14 protein-coding genes are annotated in these 19,195 nt (G+C 64.9%); 11 read left to right on the forward strand and 3 right to left on the reverse strand.

The annotated features are described in order from the left end of the window. Positions 1 to 248: 248 nt before the first annotated feature. A complete protein-coding gene (exaA, locus tag ACI2KG_RS01755; protein WP_404660547.1) occupies positions 249 to 2,144 on the forward strand; it encodes a quinoprotein ethanol dehydrogenase in 1,896 nt (631 codons plus the stop codon). A gap of 378 nt (positions 2,145 to 2,522) precedes the next feature. Then, entirely contained in the window at positions 2,523 to 3,182 is a 660-nt protein-coding gene (locus ACI2KG_RS01760) for a pentapeptide repeat-containing protein (protein WP_404660548.1), read from the forward strand. 61 nt (positions 3,183 to 3,243) lie between these two features. On the opposite strand, the gene ACI2KG_RS01765 is transcribed toward ACI2KG_RS01760, so the two are convergent. Continuing rightward, a complete protein-coding gene (locus tag ACI2KG_RS01765; protein WP_404660549.1) occupies positions 3,244 to 3,873 on the reverse strand; it encodes a response regulator transcription factor in 630 nt (209 codons plus the stop codon). 12 nt (positions 3,874 to 3,885) lie between these two features. Continuing rightward, positions 3,886 to 5,292, reverse strand: a complete 1,407-nt coding sequence (locus tag ACI2KG_RS01770) for a sensor histidine kinase (protein ID WP_404660550.1) — start codon at positions 5,290 to 5,292, stop codon at positions 3,886 to 3,888. A 194-nt stretch (positions 5,293 to 5,486) separates the two neighbouring features. On the opposite strand from ACI2KG_RS01770, the gene ACI2KG_RS01775 reads away from it, so the two are divergent. The 3 genes from ACI2KG_RS01775 to ACI2KG_RS01785 all read left to right on the forward strand — a co-directional run bounded on the left by ACI2KG_RS01775 (position 5,487) and on the right by ACI2KG_RS01785 (position 10,301). Beyond that, on the forward strand, positions 5,487 to 7,109 hold the full coding sequence (locus ACI2KG_RS01775; RefSeq protein WP_404660551.1) for an acyl-CoA synthetase: 1,623 nt from the start codon (positions 5,487 to 5,489) through the stop codon (positions 7,107 to 7,109). A 136-nt stretch (positions 7,110 to 7,245) separates the two neighbouring features. After that, entirely contained in the window at positions 7,246 to 9,015 is a 1,770-nt protein-coding gene (locus ACI2KG_RS01780; protein ID WP_404660552.1) for an acyl-CoA dehydrogenase C-terminal domain-containing protein, read from the forward strand. 278 nt (positions 9,016 to 9,293) lie between these two features. Then, a complete protein-coding gene (locus tag ACI2KG_RS01785) occupies positions 9,294 to 10,301 on the forward strand; it encodes a FecR family protein (RefSeq protein WP_404660553.1) in 1,008 nt (335 codons plus the stop codon). 13 nt (positions 10,302 to 10,314) lie between these two features. On the opposite strand, the gene ACI2KG_RS01790 is transcribed toward ACI2KG_RS01785, so the two are convergent. Continuing rightward, positions 10,315 to 11,634, reverse strand: a complete 1,320-nt coding sequence (locus ACI2KG_RS01790) for a Na+/H+ antiporter family protein (RefSeq protein WP_404660554.1) — start codon at positions 11,632 to 11,634, stop codon at positions 10,315 to 10,317. Positions 11,635 to 12,177: 543 nt separating this feature from the next. Between ACI2KG_RS01790 and ACI2KG_RS01795 the strand changes: the two genes are divergently transcribed. The 6 genes from ACI2KG_RS01795 (at position 12,178) to ACI2KG_RS01820 (ending at position 19,109) form a co-directional block, all read left to right on the forward strand. Further along, complete coding sequence (locus tag ACI2KG_RS01795; protein WP_404660555.1) at positions 12,178 to 14,322, forward strand: methyl-accepting chemotaxis protein; 2,145 nt, start codon at positions 12,178 to 12,180, stop codon at positions 14,320 to 14,322. 84 nt (positions 14,323 to 14,406) lie between these two features. Then, positions 14,407 to 15,423, forward strand: coding sequence for an ABC transporter substrate-binding protein (locus ACI2KG_RS01800; RefSeq protein ID WP_404660556.1), 1,017 nt, complete (start codon positions 14,407 to 14,409; stop codon positions 15,421 to 15,423). Continuing rightward, positions 15,420 to 16,268: an ABC transporter permease gene (locus tag ACI2KG_RS01805; RefSeq protein ID WP_404660557.1), complete on the forward strand. Its 849-nt coding sequence runs from the start codon at positions 15,420 to 15,422 to the stop codon at positions 16,266 to 16,268. The genes ACI2KG_RS01800 and ACI2KG_RS01805 overlap by 4 nt, the downstream gene beginning before the upstream one ends. 157 nt (positions 16,269 to 16,425) lie before the next feature. Beyond that, positions 16,426 to 17,289, forward strand: coding sequence for a LysR family transcriptional regulator (locus ACI2KG_RS01810; protein WP_404660558.1), 864 nt, complete (start codon positions 16,426 to 16,428; stop codon positions 17,287 to 17,289). Between the two features lie 256 nt (positions 17,290 to 17,545). Beyond that, positions 17,546 to 18,463 (forward strand): AEC family transporter, encoded by a 918-nt coding sequence (locus tag ACI2KG_RS01815; RefSeq protein ID WP_404660559.1) that lies wholly within the window; start codon positions 17,546 to 17,548, stop codon positions 18,461 to 18,463. 34 nt (positions 18,464 to 18,497) lie between these two features. Then, on the forward strand, positions 18,498 to 19,109 hold the full coding sequence (locus ACI2KG_RS01820; RefSeq protein WP_404660560.1) for a cell wall hydrolase: 612 nt from the start codon (positions 18,498 to 18,500) through the stop codon (positions 19,107 to 19,109). Positions 19,110 to 19,195 lie beyond the last annotated feature (86 nt).

Raw genomic sequence — 19,195 nt, forward strand, 5'->3', positions numbered from 1 at the left:
GCCCTCACCATTGCACGCAGAGCCTCAACCACAGAGGCCGTGCCGCCATCTTAAAAACACCCCGCAGGCGGCCGAATGCTGCTTTGGTGGCCGGGCCTTACTCCCTTGGTAGTAGGGCTTGTGGCGAAGGGCCAAATGAGGTGTCGGCCGGGAACTCTTCCCGGCAAGGGCGGGACTTTTTCCGTATCCCGCCACTGCCACTGCAGCCCACCCTGTGCAGGCCAAAACCTCCACTGGGAACTGCAACCATGACAATAAGATCGCTACCCGCCCTTTCCCCTCTGGCCCTGAGCGTGCGCGTGCTGCTGATGGCCGGTAGCCTGGCCCTGGGCAGCGTGGCAACAGCGGCCACCCCCCCTGCGGCACCTGCCGGCAAGAACGTCACCTGGGAAGACATCGCCAACGATCACCTCACCACCCACGACGTGCTGCAGTACGGCATGGGCACCAATGCCCAGCGCTGGAGCCCGCTGGCCCAGGTCAATGACCAGAACGTGTTCAAGCTGACGCCGGTCTGGTCCTACTCGTTTGGTGATGAAAAGCAGCGCGGCCAGGAATCGCAGGCCATCGTCAGCGATGGTGTGGTCTACGTCACCGGCTCGTACTCGCGGGTATTCGCCCTCGATGCCAAGACCGGCAAGCGCCTGTGGACCTACAACCACCGCCTGCCCGATAACATTCGGCCGTGCTGTGACGTGGTCAACCGTGGCGCGGCCATCTATGGCGACAAGATCTACTTCGGCACCCTCGATGCGCGGCTCATCGCCCTCGACAAGCACACTGGCAAAGTAGTGTGGAACAAGAAGTTCGGCGACCACAGCGCCGGCTACACCATGACCGGCGCGCCCGTGCTGATCAAGGACAAGACCAGTGGCAAGGTGTTGCTGATTCACGGCAGCTCCGGGGATGAGTTCGGCGTGGTTGGCCAGCTGTTCGCGCGCGACCCGGACACCGGCGAAGAAGTGTGGATGCGGCCCTTTGTGGAAGGCCACATGGGCCGCCTGAACGGCAAGGACAGCACCCCGACCGGCGACGTCAAGGCCCCCTCCTGGCCGGACGACCCGACCACCGAAACCGGCAAGGTCGAAGCCTGGAGCCACGGCGGCGGCGCCCCATGGCAGAGCGCCAGCTTTGACCCCGAGACCAACACCATCATTGTCGGTGCGGGCAACCCGGGCCCGTGGAACACCTGGGCGCGCACCTCGAAAGACGGCAACCCGCATGACTTCGACAGCCTGTACACCTCTGGCCAGGTCGGCGTCGACCCCAGTACCGGCGAAGTCAAATGGTTCTACCAGCACACCCCCAACGATGCCTGGGACTTCTCCGGCAACAACGAGCTGGTGCTGTTCGACTACAAAGACAAGGACGGCAAGGTGGTCAAGGCCACCGGCCACGCCGACCGCAATGGCTTCTTCTACGTGGTAGACCGTAACAACGGCAAGCTGCAGAACGCCTTCCCCTTCGTCGACAACATCACCTGGGCCAGCCATATCGACCTGAAGACCGGGCGCCCGGTGGAAAACCCTGGCCAGCGCCCGGCCAAGCCGCTACCGGGTGAAACCAAGGGCAAGCCGGTCGAGGTGTCGCCGCCGTTCCTCGGGGGCAAGAACTGGAACCCCATGGCCTACAGCCAGGACACCGGCCTGTTCTACATCCCTGGCAACCAGTGGAAGGAGGAGTACTGGACCGAGGAAGTGAACTACAAGAAAGGCTCGGCGTACCTGGGCATGGGCTTCCGCATCAAGCGCATGTACGACGACCACGTCGGCACCCTGCGCGCCATGAACCCGACCACCGGCAAACTGGTGTGGGAACACAAGGAGCACCTGCCGTTGTGGGCCGGCGTGCTGGCTACCAAGGGCAACCTGGTGTTTACCGGCACCGGCGATGGCTTCTTCAAGGCCTTCGACGCCAGGACGGGCAAGGAGCTGTGGAAGTTCCAGACCGGCAGCGGCATCGTCTCGCCGCCGATAACCTGGGAACAGGACGGCGAGCAGTACATCGGCGTGACTGTCGGCTACGGCGGTGCGGTGCCGCTGTGGGGTGGCGACATGGCCGAGCTGACCAAGCCGGTGGCCCAGGGTGGCTCGTTCTGGGTGTTCAAGATCCCGAGCTGGGACAACAAGACCGCACAGCGGTGATTGCCTGAGGTCATGGGGCCGCTTTGCGGCCCATCGCCGGCAAGCCAGCTCCCACACAGGCTGTGTGAAAACCCCCGTCACTTTTCGATGATCGCGCTCGTACGTGAAATCTGAAAAGAGTTGGCTGCTCAGGAGACCCAGATTTTGCGTAAGAGCGCGATTTTTAGGATGTTTTTTGAACAGCTACATCGGTCGGGAGGTTTTCACACAGCCTGCACAGGACCCGCACAACCCTTGAGACCTGCGCTGTACCTGGGGGACCAACTGTCTTGCACAACATCGAGAAGCTGGCGCGATCCCTGTGGGAGCTGGCTTGCCGGCGATGGGCCGCAAAGCGGCCCCATTCACCAACCTCCTATTCGACGAGAGCCTTTTGCCATGAACTACCTCCCCCTTGCTCTGCTGTTGATACTTTCCCCAGCCCTGGCCGCAAAGGCCGACGACGATGGCAACGACACCCCCCTGACCATCAATGGCTGCATCATTGCCGAAGCCAGCCAGTGCCCGGGCGCCAACCTGCGCGGTGCCAACCTGGCCAACCAGGACCTGCGCAAGATGAACCTGGCCGGCGCCGACCTGCGCGATGCCGACCTGCGTCACGCCCAGCTGGACCTGGCCAACCTGGAGAAAGCCCGCCTGGAAGGCGCCAACCTGACCCGCGCCAGCCTGCAGCAAAGCAACCTGCGTCTGGCCGACCTGAGCCGTAGCCGCCTGGTGGCCATCCAGGGCTGGGGCTTGTTCGCCCAGGGAGCGCAGTTCGAGAAAGCCGACCTCAGCGCGGCCTACCTGCAGTTCGCCCGGTTGTCCGGGGCCAAGCTGCAGCAGGCCAACCTGCAGGCGGCGGACCTGGAAATGGCCTGGCTGAGCAAGGCCGACCTGCAAGGGGCCAACCTGGGCGATGCCAACCTGCAGGAGGCCAAGTTCGGCCAGAGCAACCTGGCACGCGCCGACTTGCGCGGGGCGCGGCAACACTATGGGAATTTTCAGGAGGCCAATATGGAGGGGTGCACGGGCTGCCCTGAAACCTGGGACAAATGAACCCATCGCTGTCCAAGCCGCTCATTTCCCCTGTGGGTGAATTTGAACATGCCCATTGCAGTTACGGGGCTCGCAGGCCCAACGCCTCGACCGCCCCGCAGGCAATGGCCATGCCCACCAGCTCCGCCAGGCTGGTGGCCTGCAGCCGCTTCATCACCCGCCCGCGGTACAGGTCGACGGTTTTCACGCTGATACCCAGCTGCTCGGCAATCTCGCGGTTGCTCAAGCCCTGGGCCAACGGCACGAACACGTCCCGCTCACGCGGCGTCAGGCCGTCGATGCGCGCCTGTACCCGTGCCTGCGCCTGGTCACCCTGCCGGGCCCGCCCGGCGTGTTCCAGTGCCGCCTGCACGCTGTCGAGCAGCAACTGGTCGTTGTAGGGCTTTTCGATAAAGTCGCAGGCGCCTGCCTTGAACGCCCGCACCACGATCGGCACATCGGCATGGCCGCTGACAAAAATCACCGGCAGCGTCAGGCCGCGCTCGCGCATCGCCTGCTGCACTGCCAACCCGCCCAGCCCCGGCATGCGCACATCCAGCAGCACACAGGCAGGCCCGTCATCGACACAGGCATCGAGAAATGCTTGCCCGGTGGCAAACGGCAGGGCCTGCAAGCCCACCGACTGCAGCAGCCAGACCGTCGAGTCGCGCATCCCCTGGTCGTCATCGACCACGTACACTTTCGCTTGCACCGCAGCTTCCCCTTATCCCCTGCTGACCGCCAACCGGCAGCACAGTACCAGACCGCCGTCATCCCCCGCCCGTGCCCACAGGCTGCCACCAAAACCTTCGATCAGGCTGCGGCTCATGCTCAGGCCCAGGCCCAGGCCGTCGGCCTTGCTGGTGGTGAACGGCGTGAATATTTCATCCAGGCGCTCGGGCGCCACGCCCGGCCCCTGGTCGGCCACCTGGACCAGCACGCCGTCGCCCTCGCGTGCGGCGCCGAGCAGGATACGTGACGGCCGCTCGCCATGCTGCTCACGGTTGGCATCGATGGCGTTGCGCAGCAAGTTGAGCAGTACCTGTTCCAGCAACACCCGGTCGGCATACACCCAAGGCAGTTGCGCACCCATGCGCAACTCGACCTGCACCTGGTCACGCGCAGCCTCCCAGGCACACAGGCGCATGGCTTCGCCGGCCACCTCGGCCACGTCCAGCGCCTGCAGGCGGCGTGGCCCCTTGCGCAGGAAAGCGCGCAGACGGCGGATCACTTCGGCGGCATGGGTGGCCTGCTCGCTGATGCGCTGCAGGCCCTGGCCAACCCGCTCGCGGGCCTGCGGGTCGCGCGCCAGGCTGTGCAGGTAGCGCTGGCTGGCGTTGGCGTAGTTGACCACGGCTGCCAATGGCTGGTTGATTTCATGGGCAATGCCCGAGGCCAGTTCGCCCAAGGTGGCCAGGCGGGCGCTGTGGGCCAGGCTTTCCTGGGCTTCGATGCGCAAGGTGATGTCGCGGGACACGCTGACCACCTCCACCACCGCGCCAGTGTAGGTCTCGCGGATCGCCCGGCTGGCGATCTCGAACCAGCGGTAGCCACCAGTGGCCTGGCGTACCCGACAGGTCATGGTGTGGTAGCCATCCTGGTCCAGTGCCGCGGCCGCCTGGCGCAATATTTGGCGCCGCTCGCGCGGGTGCAGCAGGCTGTGCACCGGTATGCCACGCAATTGCTCGGGCCATAGCCCCAACAGGCGGTAGGCGGCCGGTGAAGCATCGAGAAAGCGGCCATCGGGGCTGTGCCGCGAGATCAGGTCGGTGGTGTTTTCGATGATCAGCCGGTACAGGCGCCGGGCGCGGCTGGCCTCGCGTGCACCTCGGCGCTCTTCGCTGGCGTCACGGCAGCGACCCACAACCTGCTGGCCGTGGTCGTCCGGCACGAAGGTCCACAACACGATGCGCTCGCCGACCTGTACTTCAACATCGCTGATCGCCCGCTGCTGGCGCAGGCAGGCGCGTACCAGCGCTGCGCAGTTGGCGGGCAGCCAGGCGGCCAGCGTCGGCCCCTCGGCGACCCAGGCCTGCAACGCCGGGTTCAGCGCCAGCGGACGGGCATCGCCGGCCAGCAGCAGGCTGGGTTGTGGGTCCCTGGCGAGCAAGGGGGAAACGGTCTTGTCCACGGCAGGCGGCTCTTCTTATAGTAGTTTTACTATATTGCTATAGTCGATATTCCTACTAATATAGCGAATCGCGTAAAACTGCGACAGAGAAAGCGGCCCACCGTCCGCCTCTCTGCACCCTGAACAGAGCTAACAATCAGCCATCGGGGGCCAGGCAGCACAGGTTGCGCCTGCCTCCCTTACAGGATTACCGCATGTCGATCTATGCCCAGGGCCTGATGCCCGCTGCCGTCAACCATGTCGCCCTTACCCCGCTGAGCTTCATCGAACGCACCGCTGCCGTGTACGGCAACTACCCGGCGGTCATCCACGGCGCCATCCGCCGCAACTGGCAGCAAACCTACCAACGCTGCCGACGCCTGGCCAGCGCCCTGGTTGGCCGTGGCATTGGCCGTGGCGACACCGTGGCAGTGATGCTGCCAAACACCCCGGCCATGCTCGAAGCCCACTTCGGCGTGCCCATGACCGGTGCCGTGCTCAATACCCTCAACGTTCGCCTGGACGCCGAGGCCATCGCCTTCATGCTGCAGCATGGCGAGGCCAAGGTGCTGATCACCGACCGTGAGTTCCACGCGGTGATCGAGGCCGCCCTGGCGCTGCTCGAACACCCGCCGCTGGTGGTCGATGTGGATGACCCGGAGTACGGCGAAGGCCGTGCAGTCAGCGAACTGGACTATGAGGCCCTGCTTGCCGAAGGCGACCCGGAATTTGCCTGGGAATGGCCGGATGACGAGTGGCAGGCGATATCGCTGAACTACACCTCCGGCACCACCGGCAACCCCAAGGGCGTGGTCTACCACCACCGCGGCGCCTACCTGAACGCCTTGGGCAACCAGATGACCTGGGGCATGGGCCACCGCCCGGTGTACCTGTGGACCTTGCCGATGTTTCACTGCAACGGCTGGTGCTACCCCTGGACCATCACCGCCCTGGCCGGTACCCATGTGTTCCTGCGGCGGGTCGACCCGCAGAAAATCCTGACCTTGATCCGCGAACACCGGGTTAGCCACCTGTGCGGCGCGCCGATCGTGCTCAACGCCCTGGTCAACATGCCCGAGGCAGCCAAGGCGGCCATCGAGCACCCGGTGCAGGCCATGGTCGCCGGCGCTGCGCCACCGGCCAAGGTGATTGGCGCCGTGGAGGAAATGGGCATCAAGGTTACCCATACCTACGGCCTGACCGAAGTCTACGGCCCGGTGACGGTGTGCGCCTGGCACGATGAATGGGACGAGCTGACGCTGGAAGAACGCGCGCGGATCAAGTCGCGCCAGGGTGTGCGCTACCCGACCCTGGACGGCCTGATGGTCGCCGACCCGCAAACCCTCGAGCCGGTGCTACGCGATGGCAATACCCTGGGCGAGATCTTCATGCGCGGCAACACGGTGATGAAGGGCTACCTGAAAAACCCCGAAGCCACTGCCGAAGCCTTCCGTGGCGGCTGGTTCCACACCGGCGACCTGGCGGTGTGGCATGCCGACGGTTATGTCGAGATCAAGGACCGGCTCAAGGACATCATCATTTCCGGTGGCGAGAACATTTCCACCATCGAGGTCGAGGACGCCCTGTACAAGCACCCGGCAGTGCTTGAAGCCGCCGTGGTGGCACGCCCGGACGAGAAATGGGGGGAAACGCCGTGCGCCTTCATTGCCCTGAAACCGGGGCGTGAAGACACCCGCGAGGCCGACATCGCCGGGTGGTGTCGCGAACACCTGGCCGGGTTCAAGGTGCCCAAGACCGTGGTGTTTGGCGAGCTGCCCAAGACCTCGACGGGCAAGATCCAGAAGTACGTGTTGCGCGATCGGGCCAAAGCCCTCTGAAACCGTAGCGGCCTCATCGCCGGCAAGCCAGCTCCCACAGGGTCTGTGCAGGCCCAAGCCCTGTGCAGTACCTGTGGGAGCTGGCTCGCCGGCGATGAGGCCCGCACAGACAACCTCACTTCTCCAAGAGTCTACAATGACCACCTACTCCGCCCCCCTGCGCGACATGCGCTTCATCCTGCACGACGTCTTCAATGCCCCGGCCCTGTGGGCCCGCCTGCCCGCCCTGGCCGAGCGCATCGACGCCGACACCGCCGACGCCATCCTTGAAGAAGCGGCCAAGGTCACCGCCCAACTGATCGCCCCGCTCAGCCGCAACGGTGACGAACAAGGCGTGCACTTCGACGCCGGCTCAGTCACCACCCCCGACGGCTTCCGCGAGGCTTGGCACACTTACCGCGAAGGCGGCTGGGTCGGCCTGGGCGGCAACCCCGAACATGGCGGCATGGGCATGCCAAAAATGCTCGGCGTGCTGTTCGAAGAAATGCTCTACGCCGCCGACTGCAGCTTCAGCCTGTATTCGGCGCTGAGCGCCGGCAGTTGCCTGGCAATCGATGCCCACGCCAGCGAGGCGCTCAAGGCCACGTACCTGCCGCCGCTGTACGAGGGCCGCTGGGCCGGCACCATGTGCCTGACCGAACCCCAGGCCGGTACCGACCTGGGGCTGATCCGCAGCCGTGCCGAACCCCAGGCCGATGGCAGCTACCGCCTCAGCGGCAGCAAAATCTTCATTACCGGCGGCGAACAGGACCTGACCGAGAACATCGTCCACCTGGTGCTGGCCAAGCTTCCGGATGCGCCTGCCGGCGCCAAAGGCATCTCGCTATTTCTGGTGCCTAAGTACCTGGTCGAGGCCGATGGCCGCCTGGGCGCACGCAACGCCGCCCATTGCGGTTCGATTGAGCACAAGATGGGTATCAAGGCCTCGGCCACCTGCGTGATGAACTTCGACGGTGCCACCGGTTACCTGGTCGGCGAACCGAACAAAGGCCTGGCAGCGATGTTCACCATGATGAACTACGAGCGCCTGTCCATCGGCATCCAGGGCATCGGCTGTGCCGAAGCCTCCTACCAGAGCGCCGCCCGTTACGCCAACGAGCGCCTGCAAAGCCGCGCCGCCAGTGGCCCGCAGGCACAGGACAAGGCAGCCGACCCGATCATCCAGCACGGCGATGTGCGGCGCATGCTGCTGACCATGCGCACCCTCACCGAAGGTGGCCGCGCGTTCGCCGCCTACGTCGGCCAGCAGCTGGACCTGGCGCGCTATGCCGAAGACGCCGGTGAGCGCGAGCATGCCCAGCGCCTGGTGGCGTTGCTGACCCCGGTGGCCAAGGCGTTCTTCACCGACAATGGCCTGGAAAGCTGTGTACTCGGCCAGCAGGTGTATGGCGGCCATGGCTACATTCGTGAATGGGGCCAGGAGCAACGGGTGCGTGATGTGCGCATTGCGCAGATCTATGAAGGCACCAATGGCATTCAGGCCCTCGACCTGCTCGGGCGCAAGGTATTGGCCGACGGCGGCCAGGCGCTGGCCAGCTTTGCTGCCGAAGTGCGGGCGTTCAGCGTGGACGCGCCGCTGCACCGCGAGGCCTTGCAGGCCAGCTTGGCACGGCTGGAGGCGACCAGCGCCTGGCTGCGGGCGCAAGCGGTTGAAGACGCCAACCTGGTCAGTGCGGTGGCGGTGGAGTACCTGCAGCTGTTCGGGCTGACGGCGTATGCCTATATGTGGGCGCGGATGGCCGCGGTGGCGGTGGCAAGGCGTGATGAGGATGCGGCGTTTTATGGGGCGAAGCTTGCGTGTGCGGCGTTCTTCTTCCAGCGGGTGTTGCCGCGGGGGTTGGGGCTGGAGGCCAGTATTCGCGCAGGTAGTGATAGCCTTTATGGGCTGGAGGCGGCGCAGTTCTGAAGGACCGCCGGGGGCGCTTTGCGCCCCTTTCGCGACACAAGGCCGCTCCTACAGGGGAACGCAACAACCTCGCGGCTGGGCGTTGCACCTGTAGGAGCGGCCTTGTGTCGCGATGGGCTGCAAAGCAGCCCCATACGATCGCGTGCGCGAAAGGTTCTCAAACGCCGAAAAACCGTTGCAAATCCGACGAAAAACCGGCACAACTGATAGTCATTCGCCATTACGCCGGTTCTCGGGGCCCTTCAGCGAGGGTAGAATGCGCAAAACCCGGAGCCGCAATGAACCACGACCGCCTCAATCCCAGCCCAGACGATGCCATCACCGACGCCGCCGCGCACTGGTGCATGCGCCTGCATGCCGAAGATTGCACGGCAGCCGAGCGTGAGGCGTTCGCCCGCTGGCTGGCGGCCGACCCGCGGCATGCCGAGGAATACCAGGCGATGCTGGAAATCTGGCAAACCGCCGACCTGCTGCCGCGCACGGCCACAGTCATCGACTTCAACCCCCCGGCCAAGCAAGCCACGCGCCCGCGTCGCTGGCGGCCGCTGGCTTCGGCCGCCGCCATCGCCCTGGCGGTGCTGCCGCTGGCCGGCTGGGTGGGCTGGGAGCAAGGCTGGCTGCCTAACCACTACCAGCACTTCGAAGCTGGCGACCGCATGCAAACGGTGGAGCTGAGCGACGGCAGCACGGTACAGCTCAACCTCAATACCGAGCTTACCTACCTCAACTACAAGGACCAGCGCCAGGTCACGCTCAAGCGTGGCGAGGCGTTCTTCAAGGTCCAGCACGACAGCAGTCACCCGTTCATCGTGCATGCCGGCCGCGGCCAGACGCGGGTGACCGGCACTCAGTTCAACGTGTGGAAGTACCAGGACCAGGTCAAGGTCACCCTGGTGGAAGGCTCGGTGCTGGTGACCAGTGATGGCAGCGCCGGCGGTTACCGCCTTGGCCCTGGCATGCAGGCCAGCTACCACAAAGGTGACTTCGAGCCACAGCTGGAGCAAAGCGACGACTACGGTAACAGCCTGGCGTGGCGCAACGGCAAGCTGGTGCTCGACAACCTGAGCCTGGAACAGGCGTTGCCGGTGATCAACCGCTACCTCGACGCGCCCTTGCTGCTGGCCGATGCCAGCACCGGGCGCATCCGCATCAGCGGCATCTACAACACCCGTGAAGTGGCGCGCCTGGTCAACAACCTGCCCAAGGTGCTGCCGGTCTACCTGACCCGCAGCAAGGACGGCAGCACCGTGCTCAACCGCATCTCGCCGCCGCCCGGCAAGGGCTGACGCCCTCCCCGCCTTACAAGGTCATCGCCGCCAGCCAGCCGAACGCCAGCAGCGGCAGGTTGTAATGGATGAATGTCGGGACCACGGTGTCCCAGATGTGGTGGTGCTGGCCATCCACATTCAGGCCCGAGGTCGGGCCCAGGGTCGAGTCCGAAGCGGGCGACCCCGCATCCCCCAAGGCACCGGCAGTACCGACGATGCACACCGTGGCCAGCGGGTCGAAGCCCAGTTGCACGCACAGTGGCACGAAGATCGCGGCCAGGATCGGCACGGTGGAGAACGACGAGCCAATGCCCATGGTCACCAGCAGCCCCACCAGCAGCATCAGCAAGGCACCGATGCCCTTGCTGTGGTCGATCCACTGCGCCGAGGTTTCCACCAGGCTCTTCACTTCACCGGTGGCTTTCATTACGTCGGCAAAGCCGGACGCGGCAATCATGATGAAGCCGATCATGGCCATCATCTTCATGCCTTCGGTGAACAGGTCGTCGGTGTCCTTCCACTTGACGATGCCCGACAACGAGAAGATCAGGAAGCCGACCATGGCGCCGATGATCATCGAGTCCAGCAGCAACTGGACGATGAAGGCGGCAGCAATTGCCAGCCCGGCCACCATCAGGGTCAGCGGGTTGTACTGCACGCTCACCTGCTCTACCTGTTCGATGCGCGCCAGGTCGTAGTCACGCTTCTTGCGGTAGCTGATGAACACGGCCAGCAACAGGCCGACGAGCATGCCGGCAGCCGGAATGGCCATGGCGTGGGTGACGTTGACACCGCTCACGTCGACACCCGCGCGGGCAACGTTGGCCAGCAGGATCTCGTTGAGGAAGATATTGCCAAAGCCCACCGGCAGGAACATGTACGGGGTGATCAGGCCGAAGGTAATCACACAGGCGATCAGCCGGCGGTCAATGCGCAGACGGGTCAGCACGTACAGCAGCGGCGGCACCAGCAGCGGGATGAAGGCAATGTGAATGGGCAGGATGTTCTGCGACGACACGGCCACCGTCAGCATCAGGCCGATCATCAGCCATTTGACCTTGCCGCCGTTGGCGTGGCCCTGGCGGTCGATCATGGCCAGGGCGCGGTCGGCCAAGGCATGGGCCAGCCCGGACTTGGCGATGGCCACGGCAAAGGCGCCGAGCAGCGCGTAGGACAACGCCACCGTCGCCCCGCCACCCAGGCCACCGTTGAAGGCCTTGAGCGTGCCTTCGATGCCCAGGCCACCGACCAGCCCACCGACCAGCGCGCCAATGATCAGGGCGATGACCACGTGCACGCGGGACAGGCTGAGTATCAGCATGATGCCGACCGCGGCGATCACTGCATTCATGGTTGGCTTACCTCATTACGACAGAAAAAAGCGCGAACTCTGAAGCAGTGGGGGGCAGATGTCAAAAATGCCATGTTGCGGCGGGTTTCACAGGAGGCTGGATTTTAAATTGAATGTTTGAATAAAGAAAAATGGGCCAGGGCCGATATAGGGTGGGGTTCGGGGTGCCTGGCTGGAGAGGTGTGTCGCCTGTGAGATCGAGCGCCGCCCGCGCGGCGCTTCGCGGGGCAAGCCCGCTCCCACAGTCTGTTTCGGGCCAGTCACTCCTTTGAGGTCACCACTGTCCGCCTTGTTTGTCCCCTTTGATATCTGAAGGGGACGCAACTGCTTTGCATTGATCTTCAGTCATGCACCAAGGCGGGCAGCGGTAATTGCACAGGACAGATTGGCCCGAAACAGACTGTGGGAGCGGGCTTGTCCCGCGAAGCGCCGCGCGGGCGGCGCTCGATCTCACAGGCGACATACCTCACCAGCCAGGCACCCGCCAACCCAACCCAGCCCCAAAGCCATAACCCTTACTGCCCAAAAAAGGGACCCACCCCCATGCCTTTGCGACAACTTTCCATCCAGTGGAAAATCACCCTGCTCGCCGGTCTCTGTCTGGCCGGCATCGTCACCTTGCTCGTCGGCCTGTCGCTGTACCGCATGGACCACAGCTCGGACCTGGTCAAGGCCAGCAGCATGCAGATGCTGACCGAAGCCGCGCAGTCGCGCATCGAGTCGCAAGGTGAAGTGCAGGCGCTGAACATCCGCCGCCAGTTCATGGACGCCTACCAGTACGGCGCCGGGTTCGCCCGCCAGGTGCTGTTCTTGCGTGAACAGGCAGAAAAACGCTTTCTCGATGCCTTCGACCTGCGCGAGGACATGACCCGCCAGGTGCGCGCAGCCCTGCAAGCCAACCCCGACCTGCTCGGCCTGTCGCTGGTATTCGAACCCAACGCACTGGACAACAAGGACAGCCTGTTTGCCGGCAAGGCGGAACTGGGCAGCAACGAAACCGGGCGCTACGCCCTGTACTGGTCACAACCGCGTGCCGGCCAGTTAACCTCGATGGCCCTGCCCGAACACGATATGGCCAACAGTGAGATTGGCCCCAGCGGTCAGCCGGCCAACACCTGGTGGGTGTGCCCGCGCAACACCGGCAAGGTATGCGTGGTGGAGCCCTACTTCTACAACATCGACGGCCAGCAAGTGCTGATGACCAGCATCGTCTTCCCGCTGGCGGTCAACGGCAAGATCATTGCCACCCTGTCCATCGACATCAACCTCAACAGCCTGCAGGCGCTGAGCCAGGAGGCCAGCCGCAGCCTGTACGAAGGCCGCACCACGGTTGGCATCCTCAGCCCGGTCGGCCTGCTGGCCGGCTACAGCGCTGACGCCAGCAAGCTGGCCCAGCGCTTCGACCAGGTCGACCCGGCCAACGGCGCCGAGCTGGTGCGCAAGCTGGCCGACGGCAAACTGAGCATCCTCCACGACCAGCAGCGCCTGAAGGTACTGGCGGCGTTCCCGCCGATCCCCGACGCACAACCCTGGGGCGTATTGCTGGATGTACCGGAAAGCGCCCTGACCGGGCCGGCCGAAACGCTGAAGCAGGAGCTGGACGCCCTGAACACCAGCGGCACCCTGCTGGAGCTGGGCCTGGGCCTGGCTGCCGCGATTGCCGGCCTGCTGATGGTGTGGCTGATGGCCCGTGGGGTTACCCGGCCGATCCTGGGCGTGGCCGCCATGCTCAAGGACATCGCCAGCGGCGAAGGCGACCTGACCCGCCGCCTGACCTACCAGAAGCAGGACGAGCTGGGTGAACTGGCCGGCTGGTTCAACCGCTTCCTCGACAAGCTGCAGCCGACCATCGCCGAGGTCAAACGCTCGGTGCAGGCCGCCCGTGGCACTGCCGACCAGTCCTCGGCAATTGCCACCGAAACCAGCGCCGGCATGGAGCAGCAGTACCGCCAGGTCGACCAGGTGGCCACCGCCTCGCATGAAATGAGCGCCACTGCCCAGGACGTCGCCCGTAGCGCTGCCCAGGCTGCGCAGGCCGCGCGCGATGCCGACCAGGCCACCCGCGAAGGCCTGGCGGTGATCGAGCGCACCACCACCAGCATCGATGCCCTGGCCGCCAACATGAGCGACGCCATGGCCGAAGTCGAGGGTCTTGCGCAAAACAGCGAGAAGATCGGCTCGGTGCTGGAGGTGATCCGCTCGATCGCCGAGCAGACCAACCTGCTGGCACTCAACGCCGCCATCGAGGCGGCCCGCGCCGGTGAGGCCGGTCGTGGCTTTGCCGTAGTCGCCGACGAGGTACGCAACCTGGCCCAGCGCACCCAGGAATCGGTGGAAGAAACCCGCCAGGTGATCGAAGCACTGCAAAACGGCACCCGCGAAGTGGTCGGCGCCATGGACCACAGCCACCGCCAGGCACAGGGTGGTGTGCAGCAGGTTGGCCAGGCGGTCACCGCGCTGCAGCGCATTGGCCAGGCCGTCACGGTGATCACCGACATGAACCTGCAGATTGCCTCCGCTGCCGAAGAGCAAAGCGCGGTCGCCGAGGAAATCAACAGCAACGTGGCGACCATCCGCGATGTCACCGAATCGCTGTCGGGCCAGGCCAACGAATCGGCGCGGGTCAGCCAGTCGCTGAACAGCCTGGCCAACCAGCAGCAGGCGCTGATGGACCAGTTCCGCGTCTGAGGCCAACGGGGCCATGCCAGTGGCCCCGGAAACTGGCAAAACCGCGTCGTCTACACTTGCCCCACTGTCGACGACGAGGTGTCCATGAAAAGACTTCCAGTGCTGCTGGCCGGGCTGCTGTTGACTGCGGGCCTGGCCAGCACCGATAGCGCCGCCTCTGCAGAGCAGCCCGCGCCCATCCACTTTGGTGCCATTGGCTGGGAAAGCGGCGCACTCACCACCGAGATTTTGCGGCTGATCGTGGAGCGCGGCTACGGCTACCCCACCGACACCCTGCCCGGCAGCACCGTCAGCATGGAAGTGGCGCTGGCCCGTAACGACCTGCAGGTAATCGCCGAAGAATGGGCCGGGCGCAGCCCTGCGTGGGTCAAGGCCGAACAGGCCGGCCAGGTGTTCGCCCTGGGCGACACGGTCAAGAACGCTGAAGAAGGCTGGTGGGTGCCGGCCTATGTGATTGAAGGCGACGCGTCACGCAACCTGAAGCCCATAGCGCCCCAGCTGCGCAAGGTCGAAGACCTCAAGCGCTACCCACAGGTGTTCCGCGACCCGGAGTCGCCCGACAAGGGGCGCTTTCTCAACAGCCCCAGCGGCTGGACCTCCGAGACCGTCAACAGCCAGAAGCTCAAGGCTTACGGCCTGAATGAGCTGTACAGCAATTTCCGCAGTGGCTCCGGTGCGGCGATGGATGCGGAAATCGGTTCGGCCATCCGCCGTGGTCAACCGGTATTGTTCTACTACTGGAACCCGACCCCGCTGATGGGCCGTTACAAGCTCATACGGCTGCAAGAGCCGCCCTTCGACGCCCAGGCCTGGGCTACCCTGACCGATGCCGCCAACCCTAACCCCAAGGGCAGCAGTTCGCTACCGGCGAAGCTGTCGATTGGCGTATCCAAGGTCTTTCGTGAACGCTACCCGGACCTGGTCAGCGTGTTCGAAAAAGTCGACCTGCCCATTGATCTGCTGAACAAGGCCCTGGCCGAGATGAGCGAAAAACGCACCCCGCCGCGCGACGCCGCGCTCACCTTCCTGCGCAATAACCGCGAAGTGTGGAAGGCCTGGCTGCCTGCCGACATCGCCGCCAAGGTCGAGGGCAGCCTGTGAGCGACGGTTTTCCGCAAGCTCTGCAGTTTTCCTTTGCCGACAGCGTCAACCGTCTGGTCGACTGGCTGGTGATGAACTACGGCGACCACTTGCGCAGCGTCTCTGACCAGTTGCTGCAGCTGCTGGTCAGCCTGGAGAACCTGCTGCGCCTGCTGCCCTGGTGGCTGCTGCTGTTGCTGGTCGGGCTGCTGGCCTGGCATGCCAGCCGCAGCCTGCTGCGTAGCGTGGTGCTGGTAGCGCTGCTGGCACTGATCGGCATGCTCGGCTTGTGGGACAAACTGCTGCAGACCCTGGCGCTGGTGCTGGTCAGTACCGGCTTGTGCGTGCTGGTAGGCGTACCGCTGGGCATCTTGCTGGCGTCGCGGCCGCTGGCCAGGCGGCTGCTGCTACCGGTGCTGGATGTGATGCAGACGCTGCCGGCATTTGTGTACCTGATCCCGGTGCTGATGCTGTTCGGCCTGGGCAAGGTGCCGGCGGTGTTCGCCACGCTGATCTATGCCCTGCCACCGCTGGTGCGGCTGACCGAACTGGGCCTGAGCCAGATCGACCCTTCGTTGCTGCAGGCCGCACATGGTCTTGGCGCCAGCCGCTGGCAGCGCTTGCGCCGCATCGCGTTGCCGCTGGCGCTGCCGAGCATCATGGCCGGGCTCAACCAGTCGGTGATGATGGCCCTGTCGATGGTGGTAGTGGCGTCGATGATCGGTGCCCGCGGGCTGGGCGAGGATGTGCTGGCGGGGATCCAGACCCTGAATGTTGGCCAGGGCGTGGAGGCCGGGCTGGCAATTGTTGCCCTGGCCATGGTGATCGACCGGATCAGCCAGGCCTATGGGCGTAGTGCACGCTGAAGTGCGCTACCTGTCCCGGCCCTATCGCCGGCAAGCCAGCTCCCACAGGGTTACCACAATTGCCAGCGTCTGTGCGTAACCTGTGGGAGCTGGCTTGCCGGCGATAGGGCCGGGCCTGACAATGCAACCCTGTCAGCTGCAACCGGATCTCTTCGGCATGTCCCTCAAAGCCCTGCGCACCCTGGTGACCATCGCCCGTCATGGCACGTTCGCCCGTGCCGCCGACCTGCTCAGCCTCACCCCCTCGGCAGTGAGCCTGCATATCAAGACCCTCGAAGACGAACTGCAGGTCACCTTGTTCGACCGCAGCCGCAGGCAGGTGGTGCTGACCGAAGCCGGCCAGCTGGCGGTGGCCCGCGCCGAAAGCATACTGGCGGCCTACGACGAACTGGCCGATGCCCTGGCCAGCGGCCCGAGCCTGCGCGGCCGCCTGCGCCTGGGGGCGATCCACACGGTACTGGCGCGGCGCCTGCCCAAGGCACTGGTGTGGATCAAGGCGCACCACCCGCAGTTGCACATCAGCGTGGCGTCGGGCATGTCGGCGGAGCTGGCACGACGCGTGGAGGATGGTGAGCTGGATGCGGCGATCACCACTGAGCCGGTCAGCCCCTACCCGCAAAACCTCGACTTCACGCCCCTGTTCGAAGACCGCTTCTGGGCCATTGCCAGCCCCGAACTGGCCGGGCATAGCGTGGCGCAATTGCTGGCCAGCCAGCCATTCCTGCGCTTCGACAAGCGGGCCTGGGCCGGGCGGCAGATCGAGCAGGAACTGCGCCGCCAGCATATGCAGGTAAGCGAGCAGATGGAGCTGGACAGCCAGGAGGCCTTGGCGCGCATGGCAGTGATGGGCCTGGGGGTGGCGATCATTCCCATGGCGGATGACGACCTGCCGCGCCTGCCGCCGGCCACCTGCCTGCCATTTGGCGAGCCGCAACTGACCCGGCGGGTGGTGTTGCTGGAGCATCAAAAAAGCCAGCGCCGGCATTTGAGTGCGGTGTTGAAGACTGCGCTGGAGGCTTGAGCGTTGCTGCCAAAAATCTGAAAGCCGCCGCGGCCCCTGTGTGCGGCTTTAGCCGCGAACACCGGCAAAGCCGGTGCCATCCACCGCGTCAGCTTCTTCGCGGGTAAACCCGCTCCCACAGGTAAGGTGCAGCTACGAGTGGCAGTGTTGACTGCAACCATTCATTTTTCCTCAACAGTCACTGCAGAAAACAACGTTTTTACAAATCAATCCCTCTCGCTAGTCTTTGCCCGTACCCGTCCACGGAACGCTGACCATGCTGCATTTGCTGCTGACCACCCTGCTCCCGATCATTCTGCTGATTGCCTTGGGCACGTTCCTGCGCCTGCGGGGCTTTCTTGCCGAAAGCTTCTGGCCCGGCGCCGAGCGCCTGAGCTACTACGTGCTGCTGCCGTCGCTGTTCCTGCATGGCCTGGCCACCGCCAACCTCGATGGCGTGCCAATACTGGGCATGGTCGGCGCACTGATGCTCTCCACCCTGGCCGGCGCAGTATTGCTGGTGCTGTACCAGGGCGTGGTGAACCACGACGGTGCCGACTTCACCTCGGTGTTTCAAGGCGGTATCCGCTTTAACAACTACATCGGTGCCACCCTGGCCGCCGGCATCTACGGCAGTGCCGGTATCGCCCTGGCGGCGGTGGCCAATGCGGCCATCGTGCCCCTGGTGAACCTGCTTTGCGTGCTGGTATTCGCCCGCTTCAGCGCCCGCCACAGTTCACCCGTCACCGTGCTGCGGGCTATCTTCGCCAACCCGCTGATTGTCGGCTGCGCGGGCGGGCTGCTGCTGCGGATGACTGGGCTGGGCTTGCCAGCGGGTATCGAGCCTACGGTCAAAGCCCTGGGCCAGGCCGCCCTGCCGCTAGGCCTGCTGTGCGTCGGCGCGGCACTCGGTGGCGCCAGCCTGGGTCAGCAGGTGCGCCCATTGGTGGCCGCATCGGCGTTCAAGTTTCTGGTCATGCCACTGACCACCTGGGGCCTGTGCCGCCTGCTGGGCCTGAGTGGCCAAGCGGCCGTGGTGGCGGTGTTGTTCCAGGCGCTGCCCACTGCTTCGTCGTCCTATGTGATGGCCCGGCAAATGGGTGGCAATGCTCCACTGATGGCGACCATCATCGCCTTGCAGACCGTTGTCGCTGCCGCCACCCTGCCTTTGGTATTAATGCTTACGCTTGACTAGACTGAGCCTCAGCCCACAGTTCGGACGCTTGCCCATGCGCTTTTCGTGGATGGTGATCGGCTTGACCTCGGCCCTGCTCGCAGGCCCACTGAATGCGGCCGACCCGGCCAAGGCCGCAGTCGCTGAAGACAAGGCAGAAGTGCTTGAGGAAAAGGTGGTCGAAGACGCCTCGCCGCCGCAAAAGGCAGAGAAACTGACACCGAGCGAAGCCCAGGCGGTCGACCCGGCCGGCCAGGCGCCGCTGGACGACAGCCTCACCTGCCTGGCCCGCACCCTCTACTGGGAAGCCAAGGGTGCCGACGCCGAAGACATGAGCGCCGTGGCCAGCGTGGTGCTCAACCGCCTGGGCCATGACGGGTTCCCCGACACCATCTGCGGCGTGGTCAAGCAAGGCGTGGAGAGCAAGGCCTGCCAGTTTTCCTGGTGGTGCGACGGGCGCTCCGACCAGGTCGAGGAAGCGCAGCGCTACGACGTCGCCAAGGAGATTGCGCGCAAGGCGCTGAACCAGCAATTGAAGGACCCCACCGGTGGCGCGCTGTACTTCCATGACCGCAATGTGCACCCCAGTTGGGCCAAGGCCTACCGCCGCACTGCGCAGACGACACACTTCCTGTTCTACAAGCCGAACCAGGCGCTGGCGCGGTGAACTGCCGTCAACCGGGCTAATGCGATCCTTGTAGCGAACACCGGCAACGACGGTGCCTGCACCGAGGGCGATACCCAGTGATCGCA

Origin of the sequence: Pseudomonas sp. NPDC089407, from assembly GCF_044900445.1 — a bacterium.
In the GTDB taxonomy this organism is placed as follows: domain Bacteria; phylum Pseudomonadota; class Gammaproteobacteria; order Pseudomonadales; family Pseudomonadaceae; genus Aquipseudomonas.